Genomic DNA, 26,099 nt, shown 5'->3' with positions numbered 1-26,099 from the left:
CGTGAGCGCTCCGTTCAGGACTTGGCAAAGACACGGAAGCTGTGCGGCGGGATGGTCACCTCGCTCACCTGCTCCTGGCTGCTGGAACCCGGCACGGTTTCCGCCGCCGCCTTGCCGGCGGCCTGCACCGCCTGCTTGACCACCCTGACCTTGACCGGCATATCGCGGAAGGACTGGATCACATAGGCGCCGTTATCGTAGGTGAACAGGCTGACGCCGCTCGGGGCCTCGATGCGCAGCGCGCGGTCGGCCATCATGTACTTGCTCACGTTGTGCATTACGCCCGGCGGCATGCTGTACAGGTCACCGATATTGCTCGGGATGGTCAGCACGTAGAGCAGGCCCTTCGAATAGCGGTTCATCAAGAGGATTGGGAAGCCGCGCGCGCCCGACACGCCGCGGATGATCGGCCAGGCGTCGTTGGTGTAGTAATGCAGCTCCGGGAAGATCACGTCCTTTGGCGCCGCCTTCGGGTCCTCGCGCAGCGATTCGCCGTTGCCGGCCCCATAGCCGTTGTAGTAGTCGTTCAGCGCAACCTGGCTGCCGGTGGCGTAGACCTCGAGCAGGTCCTGGAAGCCGCCGTCCTTGCGTTTGCTGCCCTGGGTGGCTTTCACGAAGCCGGAGGTGACGAACACTGTCTTCCCAGCCTGCAGCTGGCCCTTGATCTTGCCGATGATCCCAGGGTCGGTGGCGGCCGCCTCGGTCAGCAGGATGGTGCTGGCGCCGGTCGGGAATTTGGCCGTCATGGCGATCGGGATACCGACGTTGCCGAGGTAGTTGTGCAGGAAGTCCTCGCCCGAGGAGTGCGGCGGCTTGTAGCTCGGCACCCCGGTCGGTTCGCCCAGCTGGCCCAGTACTGCGTCGACCTGGCGCAGCGCCGCCCCGGCGGCCAGGCCCCAGCCCGGCGGCGCCTTGGCTTCCGGATTGGCGGTTTTCCACTCGGCGGCGATCTTGTTCCAGTTGAAGCTGGTGTCCTGGTCGGCCCAGGGGCGCTCACCCGCCACGGCCGCCATGTCCTGGGCCATCGGGTGCCAGTTGAACAGGGTGATCTCTGGCGTCTTGGCCAGCATGGTGTCCCACAGCTGCTCGGCGAAGCGGTCGAGGTAGCGGATCGAATAGGTGTCGACCCAGCCGCCGCCGTTCTTGCCGTCCTTGCGCAGGGTGCTGTAGTAGCGGATCACGCTATAGGATTCGTACTGCTGCAGCAGCTGGTCGGTGATGACCGGATCGCGCGTCTCGGTACCGGCGTAGATCCCGTCGAACATCTCGGGCTGCTTCTCGAGGTCGAAGCCCAGGCCCTGGAAGTGCTCGTACCAGTTCGGGTACTTAACGATCACCTTGACGTTCGGGTTGGCCGCCTTGGCCGGCCCGATCACCAGGTCTTTCGATACCTTGCGCATGGTGTCGAGGCGGTACCGGGTCCAGGAACGCTTGCCCTTGGCCTTGATATCGGCGTCCGACTTGGAGGTATAGAAGAAGAAGTCGTCCAGGATCACCGTGTCGAAGTGGCGCGCCGCCTGCTCCATGGCCTGCTTCGCCATCTTGCGGTGCTCCGGCAGCTCGTAGTCGAATGTCATGAACTGGCCATTGAAGCCGCCCGCCGCCAGGGTAACGCCGCCGGCCACTTCCACGCCCTTGGCCTGGAACTGGCGCTTCACGCTGTCGATCTCGGCGTCGCTGGCGAAATGCAGGTCGCGGTAGGTCTCGATATAGACCTTGTCGAAGGGGACCTGGCTCATGGCGCGCGCATACTGGTGCTCGAACACCTTCGGGTCCGCCAGCTCCTTCGTGACGTTCACCGGAATATAGATGGCGGCCTTGAAATGCTTGTAGTGGCCGGCCTTGGGCGCCGGCGCCGCGGCCTGCGCGGCCGCGTGGGCGGGATGAACGGTCAAGGAAGCAAGGCTGGCTACGGTGACTGCGGCAACGGTGGCCGCAACCGCGCCCGCACCGGCGAGGCGGGTGATCGAGGTGCGCATATGTCTCCTGGTTTTTCGTTGTTATTTGGCTTACTGAAATCAATCCTAAACCAATCCCAAACCAGCATGCAAGGAAAATGTTCGCGCTAACAGAAGATTTACGGACGCATCGCCGCATGCGCGGCGGATTTTACCTTTCCAGCCGGCGTGGCTGAAGCGGTCCCAGCGAGCTTGGCCTCGGTTTGATATGATAGCGTATAACAATCAACGAACATTTCGACCCACCCGATCACATCAGGAGCACCCATGACGATTAACGGAGACATGATCCTCGGCCGCCGCACGGAGCGCGGCGGCGCCGGCGAAGTACGCAGTGCCGACCCTGCGCGCGGCGCCGCGCTGGAACCCGGCTTCGGCACGGCCACTCCGGAGCAGCTGGCCGCCGCCTGCGAATTGGCCGAGCAAGCCTTCGACGCCTACCGCGCCGTGAGCCTCGAACCGCGCGCCCGCTTCCTCGAAGCCATCGCCGACCGCATCCTCGACATCGGCCCGGCCCTGATCGAGCGCGCCAGCCAGGAAAGCGGCCTGCCATTGGCTCGCCTCGAGGGAGAACGTGGGCGCACCATGAACCAGCTGCGCCTGTTCGCGAAGGTGGTCCGCGACGGCCACTTCCTCGAAGCGACCCTGGATTCCGCCCTGCCCCAGCGCACGCCGCCGCGTCCTGACCTGCGCATGCGCAAGATCCCGCTCGGCCCGGTGGCCGTGTTCGGGGCCAGCAACTTCCCGCTCGCTTTCTCGGTGGCGGGCGGCGACACGGCTTCCGCCCTGGCCGCCGGTTGCCCGGTGGTGGTGAAGGCGCACAACGCCCACCTCGGCACGTCCGAACTGGTGGCGAAGGCGGTGCAGCAGGCCGCGATCGAATGCGGCATGCCGGATGGCGTGTTCTCGATGGTGATCGGCGAAGGCAACCAGATCGGCCAGGACCTGGTCGGCCATCCGGCCATCCAGGCGGTCGGCTTCACCGGCTCGCGCCAGGGCGGCCTGGCCCTGGTGCGCATCGCGAACAGCCGTCCGATCCCGATCCCGGTGTATGCGGAGATGAGCAGCATCAATCCGGTATTCCTGCTGCCCGGCGCGCTCGCCGCGGGCGGCGCCAAGCTGGCGTCCGGCTTCATCGATTCGCTCACCCTGGGCGTGGGCCAGTTCTGCACCAATCCCGGCCTCGTGGTCGCGCTGGCCGGCCCGCAGCTGAACGCCTTCCGCGCCGCCGCCGTGGATGCCCTGCAAGCCAAGACGGCGGGCACCATGCTGACCGCCGGCATCCACCAAGCCTATGTGCACGCCATCGGGCGCCGTTCCGGCCTGGAGGGCGTCGAGCTGGTGGCGCAGGGCAGCGCCGAGGGCGCCGGCTGCGCCGCGCGGGCCGCCCTGTACCAGTGCGACGCGGCCACCTACCTGGCCGATCCGGCGCTGGAAGAAGAGATCTTCGGGCCGACCTCGGTGATCATCGCCTGCCGCGACGAGGCCGAGATGCTGGCCGTGACGCGCCACCTGGAAGGCCAGCTGACCGCCACCGTGCATGCGACCGACGCCGACCACGGTACCGCCGCCTCCCTGTTGCCGCTGCTGGAGCGCAAAGTCGGCCGCATCCTGTTCAACGGCTTCCCGACCGGGGTCGAGGTGGCGCACGCCATGGTGCATGGCGGCCCCTTCCCGGCCACCTCGGACAGCCGCTCGACCTCGGTCGGCGCCACCGCGATCGAGCGCTTCCTGCGGCCGGTGTGCTACCAGGACGTGCCGGCCGGGCTGCTGCCGGAGGCGCTGCGTGATGGGAATCCGCTGGGTCTGGCGCGTGTGGTGGATGGAACGCTGACCGTCCGATAGCCCGTAGGGTGGACGGGTCTCCCGTCCACGCGTTCAACCAGCCTTGAATCGGCCGCGCAAGCGTGCGTTGAACGCGTGGACGGCGGAGCCGTCCACCCTACAGCCAGCGCATCGATAAAAAAAGCCGGCCACTGGCCGGCTTCCTCGATGGAGCAGTCCGAATACTAGCGCCGCCCGCTGCGCGTCACCACATCCATCCACACAGCCAAGGTCAGGATCAGCCCCTTGACGATCATCTGCCAGTAGGTGTCGACGTCGAGCATCGACATCCCGTTGTCCAGGCTCGCCATTACCAGCGCGCCCACCAGCGCGCCATGCACGGTGCCGGCGCCGCCGCGCATCGAGGTGCCGCCGATGAAGCAGGCCGCGATCACGTCCAGTTCGCCCGACACCCCGGCCGAAGGGGAGCCTGCCGCCAGACGCGCCGTGTTGATCAGGCCCGCCAGCGCGCACATCAGGCCCATCAGGCCGAAGATCCACAGCTTGACGGCCTTGACGTTGATGCCCGACAGCCGGGTGGCTTCCATATTGCTGCCCACCGCATAGATACGGCGGCCGAACACGGTCTGCCTGGCGATGTAGCTGAACACGCCCAGCAGCACCAGCAGGATCAGCACCGGCAGCGGAATGCCTTCATAGCTGTTGAAGGTCGAGATCAATCCCGCCAGGACCAGGCCGACCAGGGCCACGCGGAACACCGAGCGCCACAGCGCGATCACCGGCAGGTTGTGCCTGGCCTGGCTGGCGCGCTGGCGCCATGCAAGCACGCCGGCCAGTACAAACAGGCCCACGCCCAGGGCGATGCCGAGGCTGGGCGGCAGGTAGGCCTGGCCCAGCTGCTCCATCTGCGGCGACACCGGCGCCACCGTGGCGCCGTCGGTCAGGCCCAGCACCACGCCGCGGTAGGCCAGCATCCCTCCCAGGCCGACAATGAAGGACGGTATGCCCGCATAGGCCGTGAGGAAGCCGTTCAGGAAGCCCAGCATCAGGCCGGCGCCGAGCACCACGGCGATCGACAGCGGCAAGGGCATGCCATGGGTGACGTCGAGCACGGCCGCGAGCCCGCCGAGCAGCCCTAGCAGCGAGCCGACCGACAGATCGATCTCGCCCGCGATGATGACGAACACCATGCCGCAGGCCAGGATGCCGGTGATCGACATCTGGCGCATCAGGTTCGACAGGTTGCGCGCGGAGGTGAATCCGCCGTCGGTCTTCCAGCTGAAGAAGGCCCAGATCAGGGCGATGGCGACCAGCAGGGCCAGGATCTTGTACTGGGTGAAGATCTGCTTGAAGCTGATGCCCGGCGCTGCGGCGGACTGCCGGGGCGCCTGGACGGGCGCGGGGATGGAATCGATTTTCATGATCGTTCGATAAAAAAGGTTAAACGAGGGCGGCCGGTGCGGACTGGCCAAGCGCGGCGGCAAGCACCATTTCCTGGGTCAGTCCCTGGTTGACGAAGTCGCCGCGCAGCTTGCCTTCGCCCATGACCAGCACGCGGTCCGAGACACCCAGCACTTCAGCCAGCTCGGACGAGACCATGATAATGGCGATGCCCTGCGCGGCCAGCTCCAGCATCAGCTTGTAGATCTCGAACTTGGCGCCGACGTCGACGCCACGGGTCGGTTCGTCCAGGATCAGCACCTTGGGATTGGTCAGCAGCATCTTGGCCAGCACGGCCTTCTGCTGGTTGCCGCCGGAGAGCGCCGTGATCGGCAGGGCCGGGCTGGCCGTCTTGAGCGCCAGGCGGCGGATCTGGTCGGCGATCTCGCGCGATTCCAGGTTGTCGTCGATGCGGCTCAGCTGCGAATAGCGCCCCAGGACCGAGAGCGTGATGTTCTCGCCCACCGACAGGTCGCGTACGATGCCATGGTGCTTGCGGTCTTCAGGCACCAGGGCGAAACCGGCGCGTATCGCCTTCAAGGGCTCGGACGTGTCCACGCGCTCGCCTTCGAGCCAGACCTCGCCCGCGTACTCGCCCGGGTAGGAACCGAACAGGGCGGTCACCAGCTCCGTGCGCCCTGCCCCGACGATGCCCGCAATGCCCAGGATCTCGCCACGGCGCAGCTGGAAGGAAACGTTGTCGACCTTCTTGCGCTGCGGCTGGTCCGGGTCCCAGCAGGTGATGTGGCGGGCTTCCATGACCACCTCGCCGACGGGGTGCGGCAGCGAGGGGTAGAGCTGGTTCAGCTCGCGGCCGCACATCTGGGCGATGATGCGGTCGACGCTCATCTCGGGCATCGGGGTGGTGGCGATGTGCTTGCCGTCGCGGATGACCACGATGGTGTCGCAGATCGCGGCCACTTCCTCGAGCTTGTGCGAGATGTAGACGCAGGCCACGCCCTTGGCCTTGAGGTCGCGGATGATCTCGAGCAGCACTTCGATTTCGCTGGCCGTCAGGGAAGCCGAAGGCTCGTCCAGGATCAGCAGGCGGGCGTTCTTGTTCAGAGCCTTGCCGATCTCGATCAGCTGCTGGTGGCCGCCGCCGTAGTTCTTCACCGGCAGCACCACATTGACGTCGGGAAGCTTCAGCTCGCGCAGGATCTCCTCGGCGCGCCGGTTCATGGCCGGATAGTTCAGGCGCCCGCCAGGCAGGGTCGGTTCGTTCCCCAGGAAGATGTTCTCGGCCACCGACAGCTCGGGCACGAGCATCAGCTCCTGGTGGATGATGATGATGCCGGCGTCCTCGGTCTCGCGCACCGAGCGCGCACGCAGCGGCTGGCCGTCGAACAGGATCTCGCCGTCCCAGCTGCCGTGCGGGTAGACCGCCGACAGCACCTTCATCAGGGTGGATTTGCCGGCGCCGTTCTCGCCGCACAGGCCGATGCATTCGCCCGGGCGAATCGCCAGGTCGATCCCGTCGAGCGCGGGCACACCGTCGAATCGCTTGGCGATTCCCTTCATTTCAAGCAGATAGGCGGACATTCGGGCACTTTTGTTCGCTACGTTGGAATTGTCGGGCGCGGCAAGGGCCGGACAGTGGCTGTGGGCCCCCGCCTGGCACTCGCCCGCCCCACGCCCGCCCGGAGGCAGGCCGCATGCTTACTTCCCGGCCAGCTGAGACTGGGTGTAGAAGCCGTCCTTGACCAAGAGGTCGACGTTGGCCTTGTTCAGCAGGACCGGCTTGAGCAGGATGGTGTCGACCTGCTTGACGCCGTTGGCCAGCTTGGCGTTGTAGGCCGGCTTCTCGTTGCGCGCCAGCTGCACCGACAAGCGCGCGGCTTGCGAGGCGATCTCCTTGAGCGGCTTGTAGACGGTCATCGACTGGGTGCCCGCCATCACGCGGCGCACCGCGGCCAGGTCCGCGTCCTGGCCGGAGACGGCCACCTTGCCGGCCAGCTTCTGCGAAGCCAGCGCCTGGATCGCGCCGCCGGCGGTGGCGTCGTTGGAGGCGACCACGGCGTCGATCTTGTTGCCGTTGGCGGTCAGCGCGTTCTCGACGATGGCCATGGCCTCGGACGGGCTCCAGTCCTTGACCCACTGCTGGCCGACCACCTTGATGTCGCCCTTGTCGATCAGGGGTTTCAGGACCTTGAGCTGGCCCTCGCGCAGCATCTTGGCGTTGTTGTCGGTCGGCGCGCCGCCCAGCAGGTAGTAGTTGCCCTTCGGCTTGAGCTGGACCAGCGACTGGGCCTGGAGCTCGCCCACGGTCTTGTTGTCGAACGAGATGTAGGCGTCGATATCGGCGTTCAGGATCAGGCGGTCATAGGACAGCACCTTGATCTTGGCCTTCTTGGCTTCGCGAATGGCGTTGTTCAGCACCGTCGCGTTGTAGGGAACGATCACCAGCACGTCGACGCCGCGCGAGATCAGGTTCTCGATCTGGGCGATCTGGCGCTGCTCGCTGGCGTCGGCGGATTGTACGTACACCTTGGCGCCGAGCTTTTCGGCGGCCTGGGTGAAGTAGTCGCGGTCGCGCGTCCAGCGCTCCAGCCGCAGGTCGTCGATCGAGAAGCCGATTTTCGGGTTCTTGGCGTCCGCGTGGGCGGCGCCGGCGGAAAACAGCATCGCGCAGGCGAGGCCGACGGCCGTGATCATTTTGTTCATTTACGTCTCCTGTTGGTTCTCGTTGTCGCCGCGGCGGTCCAGCCTCGCCGCAGCCTTGCTATTCTGCTCAAAAAACCGTGATAACGCTACCTCAACGAGGTTTTGCCCATTGAGGAAGCACTGATTTATTCTGGCGTGCAGGAATCGGTCACGAAAAATGTGCCCGGCAAGGCGCAAACCGGAGCGATACCCCGTGGTATCGCGAGGATTTGCAACGCCGCTGGGCGCATTTTCTCGTGGCCGAGGCCGCCGCCATGAATAAATCAGTGCTTCCTTAATGGTTATGGCGCGGCATGTCGTGGCCAACGCCGCGGTACTCCAGGGCCAGTTCCATGCAGGCGCCGGTGTGCAGCTGGCCCACCGTGGCCCGGTAGATCTGCTGCCAGGGCGTCTGGTTGGGCGGAATCGGGGGCGGCGCGTCCTGGCGGCGGCGCGCCAGCTCCTCGTCCGCCAGCAGCACGTCGCAGCGCCCAAGGTTCAGGTCGACCCGCACCACGTCGCCGGTACGCAACAGCGCCAAGTTGCCGCCCGCTGCGCTCTCGGGCGAGGCATTCAGGATCGAGGGGCTGTCCGAGGTGCCCGACTGCCGCCCGTCCCCCAGGGTCGGCAGCGCCTTGATGCCCTTCTTGATCAGCGCGTCGGGCGGCTGCATGTTGACCACCTCGGCCGAGCCGGGCCAGCCGACCGGGCCGGAACCACGTATCACCAGCATGGTACGCTCGTCGATCTCCAGGGCCGGATCGTTGATGCGGTGGTGGTAGTCGTCCGAACCGTCGAACACGACGACACGGCATTCGAAGGCGTTTTCGCTGCCCGGCTCCGACAGGTAGCGTGCGCGGAAGGCTTCCGAGATCACGCTGGTCTTCATGATGGCGAAATCGAACAGGTTCCCCTTCAGGACCATGAAGCCGGCGTTGTGCTTGAGCGGCGCGGCGAAAGGCTTGATCATCTCGCGGTCCGCGCTTTCGCGCCCCTCGAGGTTGGCCTTCATGCTGGCGCCGGTCACGGTGGGACGGCTGGAGCGCAGCAGGCCCGCCCCCTCCAGCTCCCACATCACGGCCGGCACGCCGCCCGCGCGCTGGAAACGTTCGCCCAGGTACTGGCCCGCAGGCTGCATGTTGAGCAGCAGCGGGACCTCGTAGCCGTAGCGCATCCAGTCCTCCGGCGTGATCTCGACCCCGGCGTGGCGCGCCATCGCCACGATGTGCGGCTGGGCGTTGCTGGAGCCGCCGATGGCGGCGTTGACCACGATCGCATCCAGGAAGGCGTCGCGGGTCAGGATAGCCGAGGGACGCAGGTCCTCATGGGCCATGCCGACGATGCGCCGGCCGGTCTCGTAGGCCATCTGCCCGCGTTCGCGGTAAGGCGCCGGAATCGCCGAGCAACCGGTGAGCGACATGCCGAGCGCCTCGGCGACCGCGTTCATGGTCGAGGCGGTGCCCATGGTGTTGCAATGGCCGGCGGACGGCGCGGAAGCGGTGGCGATTTTCAGGAACTTGTCCTCGTCGATCTCGCCCGCGGCCAGTAGCCGGCGGCCCTTCCAGATCGCCGCGCCCGAACCCACCAGTTCGCCCTCGAACCAGCCGTCCAGCATCGGTCCGCCGGACAGCACGATGGCCGGGATGTCGACGGTGGCGGCGGCCATCAGCTGGGCCGGGGTGGTCTTGTCGCAGCCGGTGGTCAGGACCACTGCGTCGATCGGGTAGCCGTGCAGGATTTCGACCAGGCCGAGGTAGGCCAGGTTGCGGTCCAGGGCCGCGGTCGGGCGGCGGCAGTTCTCGAAGATCGGATGCAGCGGGAACTCCATCGGGATGCCGCCGGCGTCGCGGATGCCGTCGCGCACCCGCTTGGCCAGCTCCAGGTGGATGCGGTTGCAGGGCGAGATGTCGCTGCCGCTCTGGGCGATGCCGATGATCGGTTTGCCCGAGCGCAGCTCCTCGGGCGTGATCCCGTAGTTCATGAAGCGCTCGAGATAGAGCGCGGTCATGTCGATGCGTTCCGGGTTGTCGAACCAGTCCTGGGACCGGAAGCGGCGCTTGTCGTTGGTCGAAGCGTTGATCGAATTCATGATGTCCTTACTCCTGCAGGCGCAGCGTATGCTGCGGCAGTCCCGGCGCGTCGGCGCGGAAGGTGAACAGGCTGCCCGCCAGCGGCTGGGCCGCCAGCTCCGCGGGCGACAGGCCCTTGCGCGCGCTGGTGGCGTACACGGTGCGCAGGTCCTCGCCGCCGAAGGCCAGCTTGGTGATGTTCGCGCAGGGGAAGCGTACTTCGCCCAGCTTGCGCCCTTGCGGGTCGTAGCGCTCGATGCGCCAGCCGCCGAAAGTGGCGATCCAGACGGCGCCCTCGCTGTCGACCGCCATGCCATCCGGGTAGCCGCCGCCCGCCAGCTCGACGAAGACGCGCTTGCGCGCCAGGCCGCCGTCCTCCAGCACGTCGAAGGCGTAAACCCGCTTGTCCAGGGTGTCCGTGTGGTACAAGGTGCGTCCGTCCGGGCTCAAGGCCGGGCCGTTGGTGATGACATAGCCCTCGTCCATGGCGGAGACCTGGGCGCCGTCGAAGCGGTACAGCGCGCCGGTCGGCGCTTCCTCGGCGTCGTCCATCGACCCGAACCACAAACGGCCTGCGGCGTCGACGTGGCCGTCGTTGAAGCGGTTGCCGGGGACGTCGGCTTCGACGCTCACCAGCGGCGCGAAAGCGCCGGTTTCCTCGATGAAGAGATACAGGCCGTCCTCGAGCGAACAGACCATCGCGCCATCCTCGGCCGGCACGATGAAGCTGACCTGGCCGGGCGCATCCCAGCTGCGGCGATCGCCGCCATCGGCGTCGCAGCGGTGGATGCGGCGCCCCTTGATGTCGACGAACCAGACCAGGCCGCGCGCGGCATCCCACAGCACGCCTTCGCCCAGCACGGCCCCGGCTTCCCACAGGCAGCGCGGGCTGGCGTCCAGTACCGCGTTCATCGTGAGATTCATGCGCCGTACCAGCCCGCGTCGACGAAGTATTCGCGGCCGCTGCAGCGGCGCGCGTTGTTCGAGGCCAGGAACAGCGACAGCGCCGCCACGTCCTGCATCTCGACCCGCTCGCGCAGGCACTGGCCGGCCAGGATGCGCGCTTCTTCTTCCGGCGTATGCCACAGCGCCTGCTGGCGCGGCGTCCGAACCGCGCCCGGGATGACCGAGTTGACGCGAATGTCGTCGCCGCCCAGGTCGCGCGCCATGCCGCGGCTCAAGCCTTCGATGGCCGCCTTGGCGGTCATGTAGAGCGAGAGCTGCGAGGAGGCCAGGTGCCAGGAGATCGAGCCGAAGTTCAGGATCACGCCGCCCTTGCCGTTCTTGCGCATCATGCGTACCGCCGACTGGGCGCAGAAGAACTGGTGGCGCAGGTTGACCGCCATCCGGTTTTCCCAATACTCCGGGGTCACGTCGTCGATCTCGTGGCGATCGTCGTTGGCCGCATTATTGAGCAGGATATCGACCCCGCCGGCCTCGCTTTCGATGCCGGCGAAGGCCGCGGCCAGCGCGCCCAGGTCGGTCAGGTCGCAGTGGACGAAGCGCGGCGGGTGAATGGCGCCCGCCAGCGACTCGGCCAGCGCGCGCGAGGCCTCGGCGGCGATGTCGAGGAACCAGACCCGCGCGCCCTGCCCGGCAAACGCGGTCACGAGCTCGCTGCCGATGCCGGTGCCGCCGCCGGTGATGACGACGCGCTTGCCGGCCAGATCAGGGTAGCTCGCGTAGACGAAGGGTTCTTGTTGTGTGTGAGGCATGTTGGACTCGCTAGTCTTGATGGTTTGCGCGATCAGGCGCCAAGGCCGGCGGCCGAAAGGCCGCGCCGCGCCAGGTTGCGGTACAGGGCGCGCACGCCGAAGGTCCAGGGCGCGATCTCGTCGCTGCGGCCCACGGTGTTCACCAGTGCGCCGAGCGAGGGGGTGGAAATGCTGACGCGGTCGCCCGCGTGATGGGTGAAGCCGCCGCCCTCCGCATCGCGGTCCTTGATCGGCGAGAACATCGTGCCCAGGAAGAGCATGAAGCCGTCCGGATACTGGTGGTGGGCGCCGCAGGTCTGGGCGACCAGGTCGAGCGGATCGCGGCTGATCTCGCGCATGCGGCTGCGCCCTTCGAGCTCGAAGCCGTCGTCGGCGCCCTCGATCAGCATGCGCACCTCGAGCTCGCGCACCGTGTCGATGCCGAAATCGCCGTCGAACAGGCGGATGAAGGGGCCGATCGCGCAGGAGGCATTGTTGTCCTTGGCCTTGCCCAGCAGGAGCGCGCTGCGGCCCTCGATGTCGCGCAGGTTGACGTCGTTGCCGAGGGTCGCGCCGAGCGCTTCGGCACGGCTGTTCACGGCCAGCACGATTTCCGGCTCGGGATTGTTCCAGCGCGAGCTTGGATGCAGGCCGACCTGGGCGCCATGGCCGACCGCCGACATCGGCTGCGACTTGGTGAAGACTTCGGCGTCCGGGCCGATGCCCACTTCCATGTACTGCGACCACAGGCCGCGCCCGGCCAGCTCGGCCTTCAGGCGCATCGCGGCCTCGGAGCCGGGAACGATCTCCGACAGGTCGGTGCCGATGGCGTCGCGCAGCTGCTGGCGCAGCGCGCCGGCGCGGCCCGGATCGCCCTTGGCCTGCTCTTCGATCACGCGTTCGAGCAGGCTGACGGCGAAGGTCACGCCGCAGGCCTTGATCGCCTGCAGGTCGCAGGGTGCGAGCAGGCGCAGTCCGCCCGGACCGGCCTCGCCGCGCATGGCGGCCTCGAGCAGGTCCTGGGCCGGGCCCAGGTCCTCGCCCTCGGCGCTGCGCACCAGGGCCAGCAGGCCGGAGCGGCCCAGCTCGAACAAGTCGGCCACCGTCGCCGCGTGGGTCGTGATGTCGATCAGGCGGCCGCCGCGCACGGCGACCACGGCCGGGCCGTCGACCGGCGCCGGGCGCCACACGCGGCCGACCAGCAGCGCACGCTCGGCGTCATCGGGCAACAGGTTGGCTTGGAAAGCTGTCATGGGTTCTCTCGTTGTGGGTTGCCGCCAGGACGGCCCAAGGCGGGGCCGGCCTGCCTGGACGATGGCTTTATTCGGGAATGAAGACCTGCATCACCGGCGCAGGCCGATCAGGGCGGGCGCGCGAGCGCGGGCGGCCGTGGTGAAGCATGCTTGTCTCCTTCGTTATTCGTTATGCGTTGCGACCGAAACATTCGATTAACCTAAAATGTTACCGCAACCATTGCAGTCTACATACCGGGTGCGAGGATTGTCAATCGATTATTCGAGGCTAGCTGTCACGCGGGGGCGACGCGGTGGAAATCCGGCTTGCGCGGGAGTGGGGATGACGGCGTGAGCAATCCATGGTCGGCACCGCTGGTGTGCCACGAACTTGGACACCGGCCTTCGCCGGCGCGGCGGTTCTTAGTTAGAGGTGCCGAGTCAGCCGGAGCAAGGCAGGCTGCCGCCCTTGGCGGCGGGACCTTGGGTCTTCAGCTGGCGTAGCTGCGCTTGGAAGCCGACTGCGGCAGACGCGCAGGCGGACGGGTGCGCGGGGCGGCGTCGGACTGGCGGCGCACCAGCTCCGAATCCATGGTGATCTGTTCGGGCGCGGCGTCCTCGCCCTCGCGCAGGGCGCGCACGCGCCGCACCAGCGACTGCACCGCTTCGCGCGCCATGCCCGCGATGGGCTGGCGCACGGTGGTCAGTTCGGGCCAGATGGTGGTGGCCAGCGCGGTATCGTCGAAACCGGTCACGGTCAGGTCGCCCGGCACGTCCAGGCCCAGGCGGTGCGCCACGGCGACGGTGGCCGCGGCCATGTCGTCGTTGCTGGCGAAGATCGCGGTCGGGCGCTCGGCCAGGGACAGCAGGGTTTCGGCCGCGTCCAGCCCGGAGCGGTAGGTGAACATGCCCGGCACTACCAGCTCCTCGCCCGCGTCGGCGCCCTTCTCCGCGATGGCCGCGCGGTAGCCGGCCAGGCGGCGCGCGCTGGCGGTCTGGTTCGGGTGGCCCAGGATGAAGCCGATGCGCTGGTGGCCCAGGGTGATCAGGTGGCGCGTCATGCGGTAGGCGGCGTCGTAGTCGTCGATGCTGACCGCGCCCACCTGCGCGTCCGGAAGGCCGCAGGCCACCACCACGGCCGGAATGCCGGCGTCGTTAATGCAGCGCAGGACCGAAACGCTGTCGCACAGGGGCGGCGGCAGGATGATGCCGTCCAGGCCATTCTCGATCAGGCGCTGGGTCTGCTCGGCTTCCTGGGCCCCGGCCTCGCATTTTTCCACGAACAGCTGGACGTTGTTCAGGCCCGACTGGGTCAGCAAGCCGACCAGGAACTCGCTCAGGTAGGCGGCGCTCGGGTTGCTGTACAAGAAACCGACGCGAATAGGCTTGGACCCGGCCAGGTTGCGCGCTTCCTGGTTGGGCGTGTAGTTCAGCGCCGCGACAGCCTCGGCGACCTTGCGGCGCGTGCTTTCGCGCACCAGGCCCTTGCCGTTCATGACCCGCGATACCGTCATCGCCGACACCCCAGCCAGCTTGGCGACGTCGACCATGGTCGGTTTGCCGCCTTCCATGGCTTCCCGGATGGCTTCGAGTTTGGATTTGGTCATGGCTGGCGGATTTCCCTGGTCTTGGTGTTTGCGGTATGTTAGCACAGTTGCAGCCTGCCAAACACTCGTGACCACTCGGCCGGCCGCTGCACGGGCGTGCGCTGAGAAATCGATTTCTTGAGGCTGAGGTTTGCGCTAACATAGTGAGGTCAACAGCTTTGCCCGGCTGTTTTCATGCGTGGCGGATGAAAATTGTTGAGGCTTGAAAGGTTCGTGAAAGAATTTTCAATAACAATGCGTGCAAGATCCCGTATTGACGTTGTATGAAATGCACAGCAAGCACCCGCGCTTGCGCTAAACTGTTGCAAGTTCATAAAGGCCATGACACGAAAGCCCTGCCCGTGCCCACCCAGCCCTGCATGACAGACACCGCATGAACCCCGCCCCTTCCGCGTTCACGTTCGGGCCGTTCGAGCTGCATCCGGTACGCCGGCTGCTGCTGAGGAATGGCGAGCCGGTCCAGATCGGCAGCCGGGCGTTCGACGTCCTGACCCTGCTGCTCGAGCGCGCCGGCGCCATCGTCGGCAAGGAAGAACTGATGGCGCGCGCCTGGCCGCGCACCTGCGTCGAGGAGTCGAACCTGCGGGTCCATATCAGTGCGCTGCGCAAGGTCCTGGAGAAGGACGGCGACGGCGTGCGCTACATCGACAATGTTGCCGGACGCGGCTACAGCTTCGTCGGCCCCGTCGCCACCGGCGGCGCGGCACCTGCGCGCGTCACTCCTCTTTCCGCGCCCGCCCGGCTCGAATCCCGCCTGGGTTCGCGCCTGGTCGGCCGTGAAGACGCTCTGGCGGCGGTGTGCGCCGGACTGGCCGAAGTCCGCCTGCTGAGCGTCGTCGGCCCGGGCGGCGTGGGCAAGACGGCGCTTGCAGTCGCCGCCGCGCGCCAGTTGGCGCCGCACTTCCCGGATGGCGCCTGCCTGGTCGAACTAGGGGCCGTCACCAGTCCCGCGCTCGTCGCCGACGCCCTGGCGGCGGCCCTGCAATTGCCGGCCCAGCCCCCTTATGACGCCATCCTGGCCCAGCTGCGCGGACGCCGCCTGCTGCTGATCCTCGACAGCTGCGAACACCTGGGCGTCGCGCCGGCGCGCCTGGCCGAAGGCTTGTGCGCGGCGGCGCCCGGCCTGAAGATCCTCGTCACCAGCCGCGAAGCCCTCGGCGTGGCGGGCGAACGGGTGCACTCGCTGGGGCCGCTCGCGCTGCCGGCGCCGGATGCGCCGCTCGGGCCCGATGCTCTCCAGGCCTATGGCGCGCTCGCGCTGTTCGCCCAGTGCGCGGCCGGCGCCCTCGATCCTGCCCGCCTCGGCGGCCAGGAACTGAGCCTGATGGCCGAGATCTGCCGCCGCCTGGACGGCCTGCCGCTGGCGATCGAACTGGCAGCGGCGCGGGTGCCGATGCTGGGCCTGCACGGCGTCGCCTCCGGATTGGGCGATTCGCTCGCCCTGCTGTCGCGCAGCCGACCCGGCGGCGAAGCGCGCCACCAGTCGATGCGCGAGGTGCTGGACTGGAGCTGGGCCCTGCTGGCGCCGCCGGACCAGCGCCTCTTGCGCCGCCTGTCGGTCTATCGCGGCGCCTTCACGGCCGACTGCGCGCGCGCCCTGTGGCAGGATGCCGACGGCGCCTTCGAGCCGGCCATCCTGTACAACCTGGCCGCGCGTTCGCTGCTGGTGTGCGACTACGACGGCGCCGATGTCGGCTACCGCATGCTCGAGACCACCCGCCTGCATGCCGCCGGGCTGCTGGCCCGCGAGTCCGAATTGTCCAGCGTCAAGCAAGCCCATGCGGCGCGCTGCCTGGCGCTGATGACCGAAGCGCGCGTGGCGCGCCAGACACTCGACGCGGCGCGCTGGCTGGCGCGCTACGGCGGCCGCCTGGCCGATGTGCGGGCGGCGCTCGACTGGTGCTTCGGCCCTGGCGGCGACAGCGGCCTGGGCGTGCGCCTGGCCGCCGCCGCGACCCTGCTGTGGAGCGAGTCCTCGATGCTGGACGAGCAGCGCGTCCAGATCCTGCGCGCCCTTCCGCACGCCCGCGACCCGGCCACCGAGCTGGCGCTCCAGGCCAGCCTGGGCGGCGCCCTGGTCCATCTCGACCGCCCATCCGAGCAGGTGGCCGCCGCGTTCTCGCGCGCCTACGTCCTGGCGCGCGAACACGGCGACAGCGGTCAGCGCGCCCGCACTTTCAGCGGCCTGTGCCTGAATCACCTGCTGCAGGGCGAGTATCCGCAGGCGATCGCCCTCGGCCACGCCTTCGCCCCCTACCGCAAGCGCGAGCAGGATCCCGAGGCCCACTACATCCACGACCGCATCATGGCGGCCACCCTGCACTTCCACGGCGACCAGCGCCAGGCGCGCTTCCATGCCGAACGCGTCTACCGCCTGCCGCGCGTGCCCCAGCAGGGCCCCAGCGGCAGCGCGATCCAGTTCGACGGCCAGGCCGCCGCCAGCGCCATCCTGGCGCGCATCCGCTGGCTGGCCGGCCATTCTGAGGAAGCGGCCGCGCTGGCCTCGGAAGCCGTCGATCGCGCCCAGGAAATCGACCATCCGGCCTCGATCTGCATGGCCCTCGCCGTGGCGGCCGTGCCGATTGCCTTCTGGAATGGGGATGCGAGGGCTGCCGCCTACTTCACCGGCGTGCTGTGTGAGCGCTCGCAACTGCATGGCTTGAAGCATTGGCAATCCTGGGCCGCGCATTACCGTGCACTCAGCGCCGGCCAATGTCCCAGCGGCAGCACCGGTATCCTGCAGCCCGGCCCGCAGGCGGAAACCATCTTTACCATCCTGCCCGGCCTGGCCGGCCCACCGGATTTCGCCCGCGTCGGCCAGGGACTGGCCGGCTGGGCCGCAGCCGAACTGTCGCGCCAGAAGGCGGTGTGGATGCGCACCGCCGGCCGTCCCGCAGCCCAGGCCGAGGCCGCACTGCTGCAGGCGGCGGCGATCGCCGAATCGCAGGGCGCCCTGGCCTGGCTGCTGCGCGTGGCCCTGACCCGGGCCCAGTGGGCCCTCGGCACGCCCCAGACGGGCCCGGCGCTGGCCCAGCTGGGCGCCATCCTGCGCCGCTTCCCCCAGGGCTTCCCCAGCCGCGACCAGCGCGAGGCCCAGGGCCTGCTCGACGGCACCAGCTGGGGCGACAATCCTTTCCTGACGGACACCCGCAACCGGCTGCGCGCCGGGGAACGGCTACAGGCGACAACACGCTGACACCCCGGGCATGACGGCGGGCGGCGATCCGACTATAATTTCGGCCTTCGCCCCACAGGAATTTTCATGTCCCTCCTCGACCACCAGCTCGAACTGCTCTCGCCCGCCAAGACCGCCGAGATCGGCCGCGAAGCCATCCTCCACGGCGCCGACGCGGTCTACATCGGCGGCCCGGCGTTCGGCGCCCGCCACAACGCCAGCAATCCGCTCGAGGACATCGCGGCACTGGTCGAGTTCGCGCACCGCTACCGTTCGCGCATCTTCGTGACCATGAACACCATCATGCACGACGCGGAGCTGGAACTGGCGCGCAAGCAGATCTGGCAGCTGTACGAGGCCGGCGTGGACGCCCTGATCATCCAGGACATGGGCCTGCTCGAACTCGACCTGCCGCCGATCCAGCTGCACGCCAGCACCCAGTGCGACATCCGCACCGTGGAAAAGGCAAAATTCCTGGGCGACGTGGGCTTCTCGCAGCTGGTGCTGGCGCGCGAGCTCACGGTCGAACAGATCCGCAAGATCCGCGCCGAAGTCGACACCCCGCTCGAATACTTCATCCACGGCGCCCTGTGCGTGGCCTTCTCGGGACAGTGCTACATCTCGCATGCCGACACCGGCCGCAGCGCCAACCGCGGCGACTGCTCGCAGGCTTGCCGCCTGCCCTATACGCTGTCCGACGGCCAGGGCCGCGTGGTGGCCTATGAAAAACACCTGCTGTCGATGAAGGACAACGACCAAAGCGCCAACCTGGAAGCCCTGGTCGACGCCGGCATCCGCTCGTTCAAGATCGAAGGCCGCTACAAGGACATGGGCTATGTGAAGAACATCACCGCCCACTACCGCTTGCTGCTGGACCAGCTGCTCGAGCGCCGCACCGAGTTCACGCGCGCCTCCAGCGGCCAGACCCGGGTGATGTTCACGCCCGACGTCGACAAGAACTTCCACCGCGGCCACACCGACTACTTCGCCCAAGGCCGCCAGGACGACATCGGCGCCTTCGACTCGCCCAAGTACGTGGGCGTGCAGCTGGGCACGGTGACCCGCATCGGCGCCGACCATTTCGACCTGCTGACCGACGCGCCGATGGCGAACGGCGACGGCCTGAACTACATGCACAAGCGCGAGACCGCCGGCATCCAGGCCAACCGCGCCGAAAAGCTGGGCGAGGACGCGGAAGGCCAGCGCTGGCGCGTGTTCCCGAACGAGCTCATGGCGACCCTGGCGGGCCTGAAGGTCGGCACGGTGATCCACCGTAACCGCGACCACCAGTGGGAAGCAGCGCTGAACAAGAAATCCTCGGAGCGCAAGGTGCGCGTCGACCTGGCCTTGTCGGAAGTTCCGGGCGGCCTGCGCCTGGCAATCACCGACGAGGACGGCATCGCCAGCGAAGCCGTGGCGTCGATCGGGCTCGAGCCGGCCCAGCAGGCGGCCCAGGCCGAGGCCGGCCTGCGCACCAGCCTGGCCAAGCTCGGCAATACGATGTTCGAAGCCGGCCAGGTGGACCTGCAGCTGAGCCAGCCGTGGTTCGTGCCCTCGAGCGCGATCAACGCGCTGCGCCGCGACGCCGTCGCCGCCCACGAGGCCGCCCGCCTGGCGGCCTGGGATCGCCCGCCGCGCAAGGCCCCGCTCGAACCGCGCGCCACCTATCCCGAAACCCAGCTGAGCTACCTGGCCAACGTCTACAACGAGAAAGCGCGCGCCTTCTACCAGAAGCACGGCGTGCAGCTGATCGACGCCGCCTACGAGGCGCACGAAGAGCCGGGCGAGGTGTCGCTGATGATCACCAAGCACTGCCTGCGCTTCTCGTTCAACCTGTGCCCGAAGCAGGCCAAGGGCGTGCAAGGGGTCCAGGGCCAGGTGCGTGCCGAGCCGATGACCCTGGTCAGCGGCGGCGAGCGCTATACCCTGCGCTTCGACTGCAAGCCCTGCGAGATGCACGTCGTGGGCGCGATGAAGCCCGGCATCCTGAAGTCGCCGCCGCCGTCGGCGGTGCCGTACAGCCCGCTGGTGTTCCACCGACAGCGACCACGCGCTTGACTTGTAGGGTGGGCGGGTTTCCCGCCCACGCGTTCAAGCAGTGTCCGCCGGCCCGTGCGCGATCACGGAGCCGCCAACGATCACCGCGTGGACGGCGAAGCCGTCCACCCTACGCGGGGATCTTCAAGCCCTTGATCACCGCCGGCCGCTCCCGGAACCGCTCCAGCGCCGCCTGCACGCGCGGGAAATCCTTGAAGCCCACCAGCTCGCCCGCATCGTAGAAGCCGACCAGGTTGTTTACCCACGGAAAAGTCGCGATATCCGCGATCGTGTACTCCTCCCCCGCGATCCAGGCATGCTTCGCCAGCTGCGCCTCGAGCACGCCCAGCAGGCGCTTTGATTCGCTGACGTAGCGGTCGCGCGGGCGCTTGTCCTCGTACTCACGGCCGGCGAACTTGTGGAAGAAGCCCAGCTGCCCGAACATCGGCCCCACGCCGCCCATCTGGAACATCACCCACTGGATCGCCTGGTAGCGCGCGGCGGGATCGGCGGGCAGGAACTTGCCGGTCTTCTCCGCCAGGTAGATCAGGATGGCGCCCGATTCGAACAAGGGCAGCGGCTTGCCGCCCGGACCGTCAGGGTCGATGATGGCCGGGATCTTGTTGTTCGGATTCAGCGATAGAAAGGCCGGCGAGAGCTGGTCGTTGGTCTCGAAGCTGACCTTGTGCGGTTCATACGGCAACCCGGTCTCTTCCAGCATGATCGAGACCTTGACGCCATTGGGCGTCGGCAGCGAGTACAGCTGGAGGCGTTCGGGGTGCTGTGCCGGCCACTTGGCGGCAATCGGGAAGGCGGAAAGATCGGTCATGGTCGTCGCACGCTGGGAGGAAATGATGAGACGTCGACAATACCAAACTTCGCCCGGCCTTGCCGGACCGGGCTCGATTCCGCTGCCCGCCCTCAGCCGAACAGCTTGATCGCCGTGCGCGCGATCAGTTCGCCCTGGTGGCGCGCGCCGCCGAGGTCGATCTCGCTGGGCTGGCGTTCGCCCTTGCCGCCAGCGATGGTGGTGGCGCCGTAGGGGCTGCCGCCGACGATCTCGTCGAGCGACATCTGGCCCTGGTAGCTGTATGGCAGGCCGACGATGGTCATGCCGAAGTGCAGCAGGTTGGTGATGATCGAGAACAGGGTCGCCTCCTGGCCGCCGTGCTGGGTGGCGGTGGAGGTGAAGGCGCCGCCGACCTTGCCGTTGAGCGCGCCGCGCGCCCACAGGCTGCCGGTCTGGTCAAGGAAGGCCGCCATCTGGCTGACCATGCGGCCATAGCGGGTCGGCGCGCCGACGATGATGGCGTCGTAGTGCTCGAGCTCGGCCACAGTGGCGATCGGGGCCGGCTGGTTCAGCTTGAAATGGGCCTTGGCCGCGATATCGTCGGGGACCGTTTCGGGCACACGCTTGACGTCGACCGTCGCGCCCGCAGCACGGGCGCCCTCGGCGACCGCGTTGGCCATCGTTTCAATGTGACCGTAGGTCGAGTAATACAGTACCAGTACCTTTGCCATTGTCCTGCCTCCGTTCGGTTGGATGAGTCGGTCGTGCCAGAACGGATAGCATACGGCCAATGTTGAACAAACGACAGCACGTTTGCCCTGCGCACCGATCCACCATCGGAGGGAGGATGGCGCTTACCCGAAGCTCGGGCGGGACGGCTTGGCGGGGGCCGTGCACTGCTCCAACGGCTGCGGCTTGTAGTCGTCGTCCTTGCGGATATGGCACTCGTCGAACACCGAGCAATAGCAGGCCGAATAGGTGATGTTCTTCATCTCCTTGTGCGGCAGCGCAAACTTCGGGTCCGGCGTGCCGGCTGGGACCAGCTGAACATGACGAGCGAGCCGCCGGGCCGAACCAGGGAACTGGCGATGCCGCCGCGCGAATTCATGCCCGAGAATTCGCCCGGCTCGGCGTCGCAGCGAGCCGCGCCCAGTTCGGCCAGGTTCGCAACCGGCTTGCCCTTGTAGGACAGCTCGACCCACTCGACCCGCGCCGGCCGTGCGGATGATGGTGGTGATGGCTTTCGTGTTCCAAGACGGCTCCTGCAGATGAACGATGTTAAGTGAGACCGGGATGCGGGCGGTTTACAACGAGAACATGAAGTCCGCCACCGTGGCCGCCGGCGTCCCGACCAGGCGCGCCACCTCGCTCAGCTCGCCCGCCGACACGAGGGCGTCCGCACCGTCCGACCTGAACAGGAACACCGTGCTCTGGCTGCCGTTGTCCACCACGAACAGCGCCTGGGCGCCGTCGGCGTAGGCCGAGCTCGCCGAACCGATGGCCTGGGCCGCGGCCTCCGCCGTCAGTTCGCCCACGATATTCGCCGTGAAGATCACCAGCTCGGCTTTCGCGCCGAAGCCGCCCGGCACGGCGCGCACCAGCGCGCCTTCGGGCACCGCGTCGCCGTCGCCGATCCGGTAGGCGCTTTGGGCGATGCGGATCTTGTCCGAATTGCTGGCGAAATCGGTCACCACGTCGACGCCGGTCGCGCTGTCGAACACGAAGATGTCCTTGCCCGCGCCGCCGCTCAGGATGTCGCCGTCGGCGCCGCCGTTCACGGTGTCGTTGCCCAGGCCGCCGAACAGCTCGTCGGCGCCGGCGCCGCCCAGCAGGATGTTGGCCGCCGCGTTGCCGGTCAGGGTATTGGCCAGGGCGTTGCCGGTCAGGTTGACGGCCAGGGTCGCCGCGGCGGTGACGCGCGCATCCTCGACGTTCGACGGCAGCACGTAGGCGCCCTTGGCGGTATAGGCCACTTCGACCCGGTCCAGGCCCTGGTCTTGCTCCTCGACCACGGTGTCGCCTGCAACGTTGACGATATAGGTGTCGTCGCCCTGCCCCCCGCTCATGCGGTCGTTGCCGGCGCCGCCGTCGAGCACGTCCTCGCCATCGGTGCCGCTCAGGATGTCGTTGCCGCCCGTGCCGCGGTCCGCCAGCAGCTGCGCCACGGAGCGCTCGCCGTCGTCGAAGACGACGAACTCCACGCCGCGCAGCGTGATGCTTTCGCTGGTGGCGCGGTTGCTCAGCACCAGGTCGGTGGCGTTCGGGCGCAGGCGCACGTAGTCGGCCAGCTTGCCCTGGACCAGCAGCCGGTCCTCGCCGGCGCCGCCGTCGACGGTGTCCGATCCGGTTCCGGCGTCGAGCAGGTCGTCGCCATCGCCGCCGAGCAGGCTGTCGTTGCCTGCGCCGCCTTCGAGCAGGTCGTCGCCCAGGCCGCCGGACAGCTTGTCGCTACCCACGCCGCCGGTGATGCGATTGTCTGCGCTGTTGCCGGTGCCGGCGAAAGCCTTGGTGCCCAGGTACTTCAGCGCTTCCAGCTGCGCGCCCAGCGTGTAGGCGGCGAGGGAAGTGTGCACGCTATCGTAGCCAGCGCCGTCGAGCTCGGTCACGACGTCGCTCGCAATGTCGACCACATAGGTGTCGTCCCCCAGGCCGCCGATCATGACGTCCTTGCCGGCGCCGCCATCGAGGATGTCGTCGCCCAGGCCGCCGTCCAGGGTGTTGGCGGCAGCGTTGCCGGTGAGCTTGTTGTCGAGGGCGTTGCCGGTCAGGTGCACCAGGGTGGAGGCGGCGATCACGGCCGCGTGCTCGATGTTCGCGCCCAGGACATAGGTGCCTGGCGCCTTGAACGCGATCTGCACGGTATCGATGCCGGCGTCTTCCTCCTCGGTGACCTTGTCGGTCGCGACGTCCAGCACGTAGCGGTCGTCGCCGGCGCCGCCCTTCATGTCGTCGCTGCCGGCGCCGCCATCCATCACATCGTCGCCGCTGGTGCCGGTCAACGCATCGTTGCCGGCGCTGGCGAGATTGTCGTGAAGTTCGTCCAGCGTCCACTCGCCTTCCGAGGAAAGGATGCGTTCGATATTGCGCAGGGTGATCTGGACGCCGGTCGCCTTGTTGACGAGGACCGTGTCGGTCAGGCTTGGCCGCTGGCGCAGGTAGTCCTCCAGGTTGCCTTCGATCAGCAGGGTATCCATGCCGGCGCCGCCGTCGACCACGTCGATGCCGGTGCCGGCGTCGAGGTCGTCATGGCCGTCGCCGCCGAGCAGGGTGTCGTTGCCGGCGCCGCCGACCAGTACGTCGTCGCCCAGGCCGCCGCTCAGCTTGTCGGCGCCGATGCCGCCTTCGATCCGGTTGTTCTCGGCATTGCCGGTGCCGGTGAAGGCCTTGTTGCCGGTGTAGACCAGGTCGTCGAGGTGCTGGCCCAGGGTGTAGGACGTCAGCACGGTTTCCACCGTATCGCGACCGCCGCCGGCCGTCTCGTTCACCAGGTCGGTCGCCAGGTCGACCACATAGACGTCGTCGCCCTCACCGCCAGTCATGCTGTCCTTGCCGGCGCCGCCGTTGAGGCGGTCGTCACCCGCGCCGCCGATCAGGATGTTCGCCGCGGCATTGCCCACGAGCGTGTTCGCCAGGCCGTTGCCGGTCAGGTTGACGGCGATCTTGCTGCTTGCGGTCACGGTCGCGTGCTCGACGTGGTCGCCAAGGACATAGGTGCCCGCGCTGGCGAAAGCGACGTCGACGCGGTCGATGCCGGCGTCTTCCTGTTCGGTAACGGTATCGCCCACGACATCGAGCACGTAGCGATCATCCCCCAGCCCGCCCGACATCGCGTCCGCTCCCTGCCCACCGTCGAGCAGGTCGTCACCGTCGGTTCCGGTCAGGACGTCATTGCCGCTACTGGCGACATTGTCCCTCAAGGCATCGATGGTCTTGGTGGTGTCGTTAAAGATCACGTGCTCGACATTGCGCACCGTGAGAGTTTCTTTAGTGAGCTTATGGACCAGCACCATGTCACCGGCGCTTGGCCGGCTACGGGTGTAATCCGTGAATGCGCCGGTCACGAGCAGGGTGTCCTCGCCCGAGCCGCCGTCGGCCACATCGCTGCCGCCGCCTGCGATCAGTTCGTCGTTGCCGTCGCCGCCCAGCAGGGTATCATTGCCCGACCCGCCCTGCAGCACGTCATTGCCAGCACCACCATCGAGGCTGTCGTCACCTTTGCCTCCCCTCAGGACGTCAGCCCCTGCCAGCCCAGCCAATTTATCGCCGCCATCGCTGCCGGCGATGTCATTGGCCTCGCCATTTCCGGTGCCGGTGAAGGCCTTGTCGCCGACATAGCGCAGGTTCTCCACGTTGGCAGTCAGCGCGTAGCTGACCGATGTCGTCTCTACAGTGTCGATACCTTGGTTTTCATCTTCGATCACGGTATCCGCAGCCAGGTCCGTCACGTAGAGATCGTTACCGGCGCCGCCCGCGAGCGTGTCCTTGCCGCCCTTCCCGTCAAGAAAGTCATCGCCGGCCCCGCCGGTCAGGGTGTTGACGGCGCCGTTACCGAGCATGCGGTTGTCCAGCGCGTTGCCGATCACGTTCACCACATGGTTCCCGACAGCGACGATCGTGGTGTTTTCGACGTGCGGCGCCAGGATGTAGGTCCCGGCGGAGGCGAAGTCGACGTCGGCATGGTCGATACCTTCGCCCTCGTTCTCGACGATCGCGTCCTCCGCATGATTGACCCGGTAATGGTCGTCGCCTGCGCCTCCCGCCAGACGGTCCGCGCCGGAAGTGCCGTTTATTGTGTTATTCCCGGGCCCGATGGTATCGCTGGCGAGAACGGTCGTGTAACCGCGAGCGTCGGTCATGGTCATCTGGACGCTGATGTCATAGCCTGCAAGCAAATGATCAATGTACAAGGTCCAACCCTGTGCCCCCGGAATCGCATTGCCGTTGGCGAACCATTGGAAGCTGAGCGCACCGCCACCATCGATGTCGTGGTGCGTGCTGTAGGAATACATCATCTTCCCCAGCTCCGGGGTGCCGTATAGGGAAATCGAAGCGCTTGGCGGCGTGTCCGGACGGATCGCGAGCAGACTCTTCACGGTCGAGCCCACCGTCGCGAGCGCTTTCGCCAGCGAGGCGGCATCCGTAACACGCGAGAGATACGCCTTGCCAAGGTCAAGCGCTTCCCAGCCGGCATACGCCTTTTTCTCGGGCGCCGTGTCGATGGCGGCCGAGAACGCCTCCGCGGCCGCGACTTTATTCGACAGGACCGCGGCGTCGGTCCCAGTCGCTCCGGCGCTCAGTTCGCTGATCAGGTTCCCAAGCCAGTAGACGGTGTCGAGGCGTTCAATGCAATAGGCAGTCTCCTGAGCGCTAGGCGCGCGGCCGAACATGGTGTGGTAGATCTTGTCCACGTCCTGCGCGTCGCCCCCGAGCATGGAGCCGTACATCCGGGCAAACTCGGGCGACTTCCATACCTCGTACGCCACCATGCCGGCAGTCGATTCCTCGCCCCATTCCTCATAAAGAGCCAGACCAGCCGCCAGTCCGGCGGCATCGACCGGACGGCCCAGCAGCTCGACGTAGATTTTTCCGATGGTTTTAGTGTAAGAAATCCGCTGCTGTTCCGTAAGCGACATGGGAAGATTGTGGTGAGACGGTAAAGGGGATGGTGT

The 26,099-nt window shown here is 67.4% G+C and carries 16 protein-coding genes; 3 read left to right on the top strand and 13 right to left on the bottom strand.

All coding sequences use genetic code 11. The annotated features are described in order from the left end of the window. Nucleotides 1-14: 14 nt before the first annotated feature. Nucleotides 15-1,979 (bottom strand): hypothetical protein, encoded by a 1,965-nt coding sequence (locus tag KBW98_RS00500; RefSeq protein WP_211518113.1) that lies wholly within the window; start codon nucleotides 1,977-1,979, stop codon nucleotides 15-17. A 246-nt stretch (nucleotides 1,980-2,225) separates the two neighbouring features. On the opposite strand from KBW98_RS00500, the gene KBW98_RS00495 reads away from it, so the two are divergent. Next, nucleotides 2,226-3,803, top strand: coding sequence for an aldehyde dehydrogenase (NADP(+)) (locus KBW98_RS00495; protein ID WP_211518112.1), 1,578 nt, complete (start codon nucleotides 2,226-2,228; stop codon nucleotides 3,801-3,803). A gap of 164 nt (nucleotides 3,804-3,967) precedes the next feature. Here KBW98_RS00495 and KBW98_RS00490 read toward each other — a convergent pair whose 3' ends face one another. From KBW98_RS00490 to KBW98_RS00455, 8 genes are all read right to left on the bottom strand, one after another. Then, complete coding sequence (locus KBW98_RS00490) at nucleotides 3,968-5,164, bottom strand: sugar ABC transporter permease (protein ID WP_229428889.1); 1,197 nt, start codon at nucleotides 5,162-5,164, stop codon at nucleotides 3,968-3,970. 19 nt (nucleotides 5,165-5,183) lie between these two features. After that, complete coding sequence (xylG, locus tag KBW98_RS00485; RefSeq protein WP_211518111.1) at nucleotides 5,184-6,725, bottom strand: D-xylose ABC transporter ATP-binding protein; 1,542 nt, start codon at nucleotides 6,723-6,725, stop codon at nucleotides 5,184-5,186. Nucleotides 6,726-6,842: 117 nt separating this feature from the next. Beyond that, nucleotides 6,843-7,847, bottom strand: a complete 1,005-nt coding sequence (xylF, locus tag KBW98_RS00480) for a D-xylose ABC transporter substrate-binding protein (protein WP_211518110.1) — start codon at nucleotides 7,845-7,847, stop codon at nucleotides 6,843-6,845. A 274-nt stretch (nucleotides 7,848-8,121) separates the two neighbouring features. Continuing rightward, nucleotides 8,122-9,915, bottom strand: a complete 1,794-nt coding sequence (locus KBW98_RS00475; protein WP_211518109.1) for an IlvD/Edd family dehydratase — start codon at nucleotides 9,913-9,915, stop codon at nucleotides 8,122-8,124. A 7-nt stretch (nucleotides 9,916-9,922) separates the two neighbouring features. Then, complete coding sequence (locus KBW98_RS00470) at nucleotides 9,923-10,819, bottom strand: SMP-30/gluconolactonase/LRE family protein (protein WP_229428888.1); 897 nt, start codon at nucleotides 10,817-10,819, stop codon at nucleotides 9,923-9,925. Continuing rightward, a complete protein-coding gene (locus KBW98_RS00465; RefSeq protein ID WP_211518108.1) occupies nucleotides 10,816-11,610 on the bottom strand; it encodes an SDR family NAD(P)-dependent oxidoreductase in 795 nt (264 codons plus the stop codon). The genes KBW98_RS00470 and KBW98_RS00465 overlap by 4 nt, the downstream gene beginning before the upstream one ends. Before the next feature lie 32 nt (nucleotides 11,611-11,642). Beyond that, nucleotides 11,643-12,842: a fumarylacetoacetate hydrolase family protein gene (locus KBW98_RS00460; protein WP_211518107.1), complete on the bottom strand. Its 1,200-nt coding sequence runs from the start codon at nucleotides 12,840-12,842 to the stop codon at nucleotides 11,643-11,645. A gap of 470 nt (nucleotides 12,843-13,312) precedes the next feature. Next, nucleotides 13,313-14,428, bottom strand: coding sequence for a LacI family DNA-binding transcriptional regulator (locus tag KBW98_RS00455; RefSeq protein WP_211518106.1), 1,116 nt, complete (start codon nucleotides 14,426-14,428; stop codon nucleotides 13,313-13,315). Nucleotides 14,429-14,801: 373 nt separating this feature from the next. Between KBW98_RS00455 and KBW98_RS00450 the strand changes: the two genes are divergently transcribed. Then, nucleotides 14,802-17,624 (top strand): winged helix-turn-helix domain-containing protein, encoded by a 2,823-nt coding sequence (locus KBW98_RS00450; protein ID WP_211518105.1) that lies wholly within the window; start codon nucleotides 14,802-14,804, stop codon nucleotides 17,622-17,624. Between the two features lie 66 nt (nucleotides 17,625-17,690). After that, nucleotides 17,691-19,661, top strand: coding sequence for a U32 family peptidase (locus KBW98_RS00445; RefSeq protein ID WP_211518104.1), 1,971 nt, complete (start codon nucleotides 17,691-17,693; stop codon nucleotides 19,659-19,661). A gap of 109 nt (nucleotides 19,662-19,770) precedes the next feature. On the opposite strand, the gene KBW98_RS00440 is transcribed toward KBW98_RS00445, so the two are convergent. The 4 genes from KBW98_RS00440 to KBW98_RS00425 all read right to left on the bottom strand — a co-directional run bounded on the left by KBW98_RS00440 (nucleotide 19,771) and on the right by KBW98_RS00425 (nucleotide 26,063). Further along, a complete protein-coding gene (locus KBW98_RS00440; protein WP_211518103.1) occupies nucleotides 19,771-20,469 on the bottom strand; it encodes a glutathione binding-like protein in 699 nt (232 codons plus the stop codon). 92 nt (nucleotides 20,470-20,561) lie between these two features. Beyond that, entirely contained in the window at nucleotides 20,562-21,161 is a 600-nt protein-coding gene (wrbA, locus tag KBW98_RS00435) for an NAD(P)H:quinone oxidoreductase (protein ID WP_211518102.1), read from the bottom strand. Between the two features lie 123 nt (nucleotides 21,162-21,284). Further along, nucleotides 21,285-21,422, bottom strand: a complete 138-nt coding sequence (locus KBW98_RS00430; RefSeq protein ID WP_211518101.1) for a hypothetical protein — start codon at nucleotides 21,420-21,422, stop codon at nucleotides 21,285-21,287. Between the two features lie 312 nt (nucleotides 21,423-21,734). Further along, nucleotides 21,735-26,063 (bottom strand): calcium-binding protein, encoded by a 4,329-nt coding sequence (locus KBW98_RS00425; RefSeq protein WP_211518100.1) that lies wholly within the window; start codon nucleotides 26,061-26,063, stop codon nucleotides 21,735-21,737. Nucleotides 26,064-26,099 lie beyond the last annotated feature (36 nt).

Origin of the sequence: Massilia sp. ST3 (assembly GCF_018119405.1) — a bacterium.
Taxonomy (GTDB): domain Bacteria; phylum Pseudomonadota; class Gammaproteobacteria; order Burkholderiales; family Burkholderiaceae_D; genus Telluria.
Note: the sequence above shows the minus strand (reverse complement) of the source record. Positions and strands in the feature narration are given on the sequence as shown.

What these genes read in the sequence shown, in the direction of transcription:
- KBW98_RS00500 (WP_211518113.1), bottom strand. Translation starts at nt 1,979, where the DNA reads ATGCGCACCTCGATCACCCGCCTCGCCGGTGCGGGCGCGGTTGCGGCC.
- KBW98_RS00495 (WP_211518112.1), top strand. Translation starts at nt 2,226, where the DNA reads ATGACGATTAACGGAGACATGATCCTCGGCCGCCGCACGGAGCGCGGC.
- KBW98_RS00490 (WP_229428889.1), bottom strand. Translation starts at nt 5,164, where the DNA reads ATGAAAATCGATTCCATCCCCGCGCCCGTCCAGGCGCCCCGGCAGTCC.
- xylG (WP_211518111.1), bottom strand. Translation starts at nt 6,725, where the DNA reads ATGTCCGCCTATCTGCTTGAAATGAAGGGAATCGCCAAGCGATTCGAC.
- xylF (WP_211518110.1), bottom strand. Translation starts at nt 7,847, where the DNA reads ATGAACAAAATGATCACGGCCGTCGGCCTCGCCTGCGCGATGCTGTTT.
- KBW98_RS00475 (WP_211518109.1), bottom strand. Translation starts at nt 9,915, where the DNA reads ATGAATTCGATCAACGCTTCGACCAACGACAAGCGCCGCTTCCGGTCC.
- KBW98_RS00470 (WP_229428888.1), bottom strand. Translation starts at nt 10,819, where the DNA reads ATGAATCTCACGATGAACGCGGTACTGGACGCCAGCCCGCGCTGCCTG.
- KBW98_RS00465 (WP_211518108.1), bottom strand. Translation starts at nt 11,610, where the DNA reads ATGCCTCACACACAACAAGAACCCTTCGTCTACGCGAGCTACCCTGAT.
- KBW98_RS00460 (WP_211518107.1), bottom strand. Translation starts at nt 12,842, where the DNA reads ATGACAGCTTTCCAAGCCAACCTGTTGCCCGATGACGCCGAGCGTGCG.
- KBW98_RS00455 (WP_211518106.1), bottom strand. Translation starts at nt 14,428, where the DNA reads ATGACCAAATCCAAACTCGAAGCCATCCGGGAAGCCATGGAAGGCGGC.
- KBW98_RS00450 (WP_211518105.1), top strand. Translation starts at nt 14,802, where the DNA reads ATGAACCCCGCCCCTTCCGCGTTCACGTTCGGGCCGTTCGAGCTGCAT.
- KBW98_RS00445 (WP_211518104.1), top strand. Translation starts at nt 17,691, where the DNA reads ATGTCCCTCCTCGACCACCAGCTCGAACTGCTCTCGCCCGCCAAGACC.
- KBW98_RS00440 (WP_211518103.1), bottom strand. Translation starts at nt 20,469, where the DNA reads ATGACCGATCTTTCCGCCTTCCCGATTGCCGCCAAGTGGCCGGCACAG.
- wrbA (WP_211518102.1), bottom strand. Translation starts at nt 21,161, where the DNA reads ATGGCAAAGGTACTGGTACTGTATTACTCGACCTACGGTCACATTGAA.
- KBW98_RS00430 (WP_211518101.1), bottom strand. Translation starts at nt 21,422, where the DNA reads ATGAAGAACATCACCTATTCGGCCTGCTATTGCTCGGTGTTCGACGAG.
- KBW98_RS00425 (WP_211518100.1), bottom strand. Translation starts at nt 26,063, where the DNA reads ATGTCGCTTACGGAACAGCAGCGGATTTCTTACACTAAAACCATCGGA.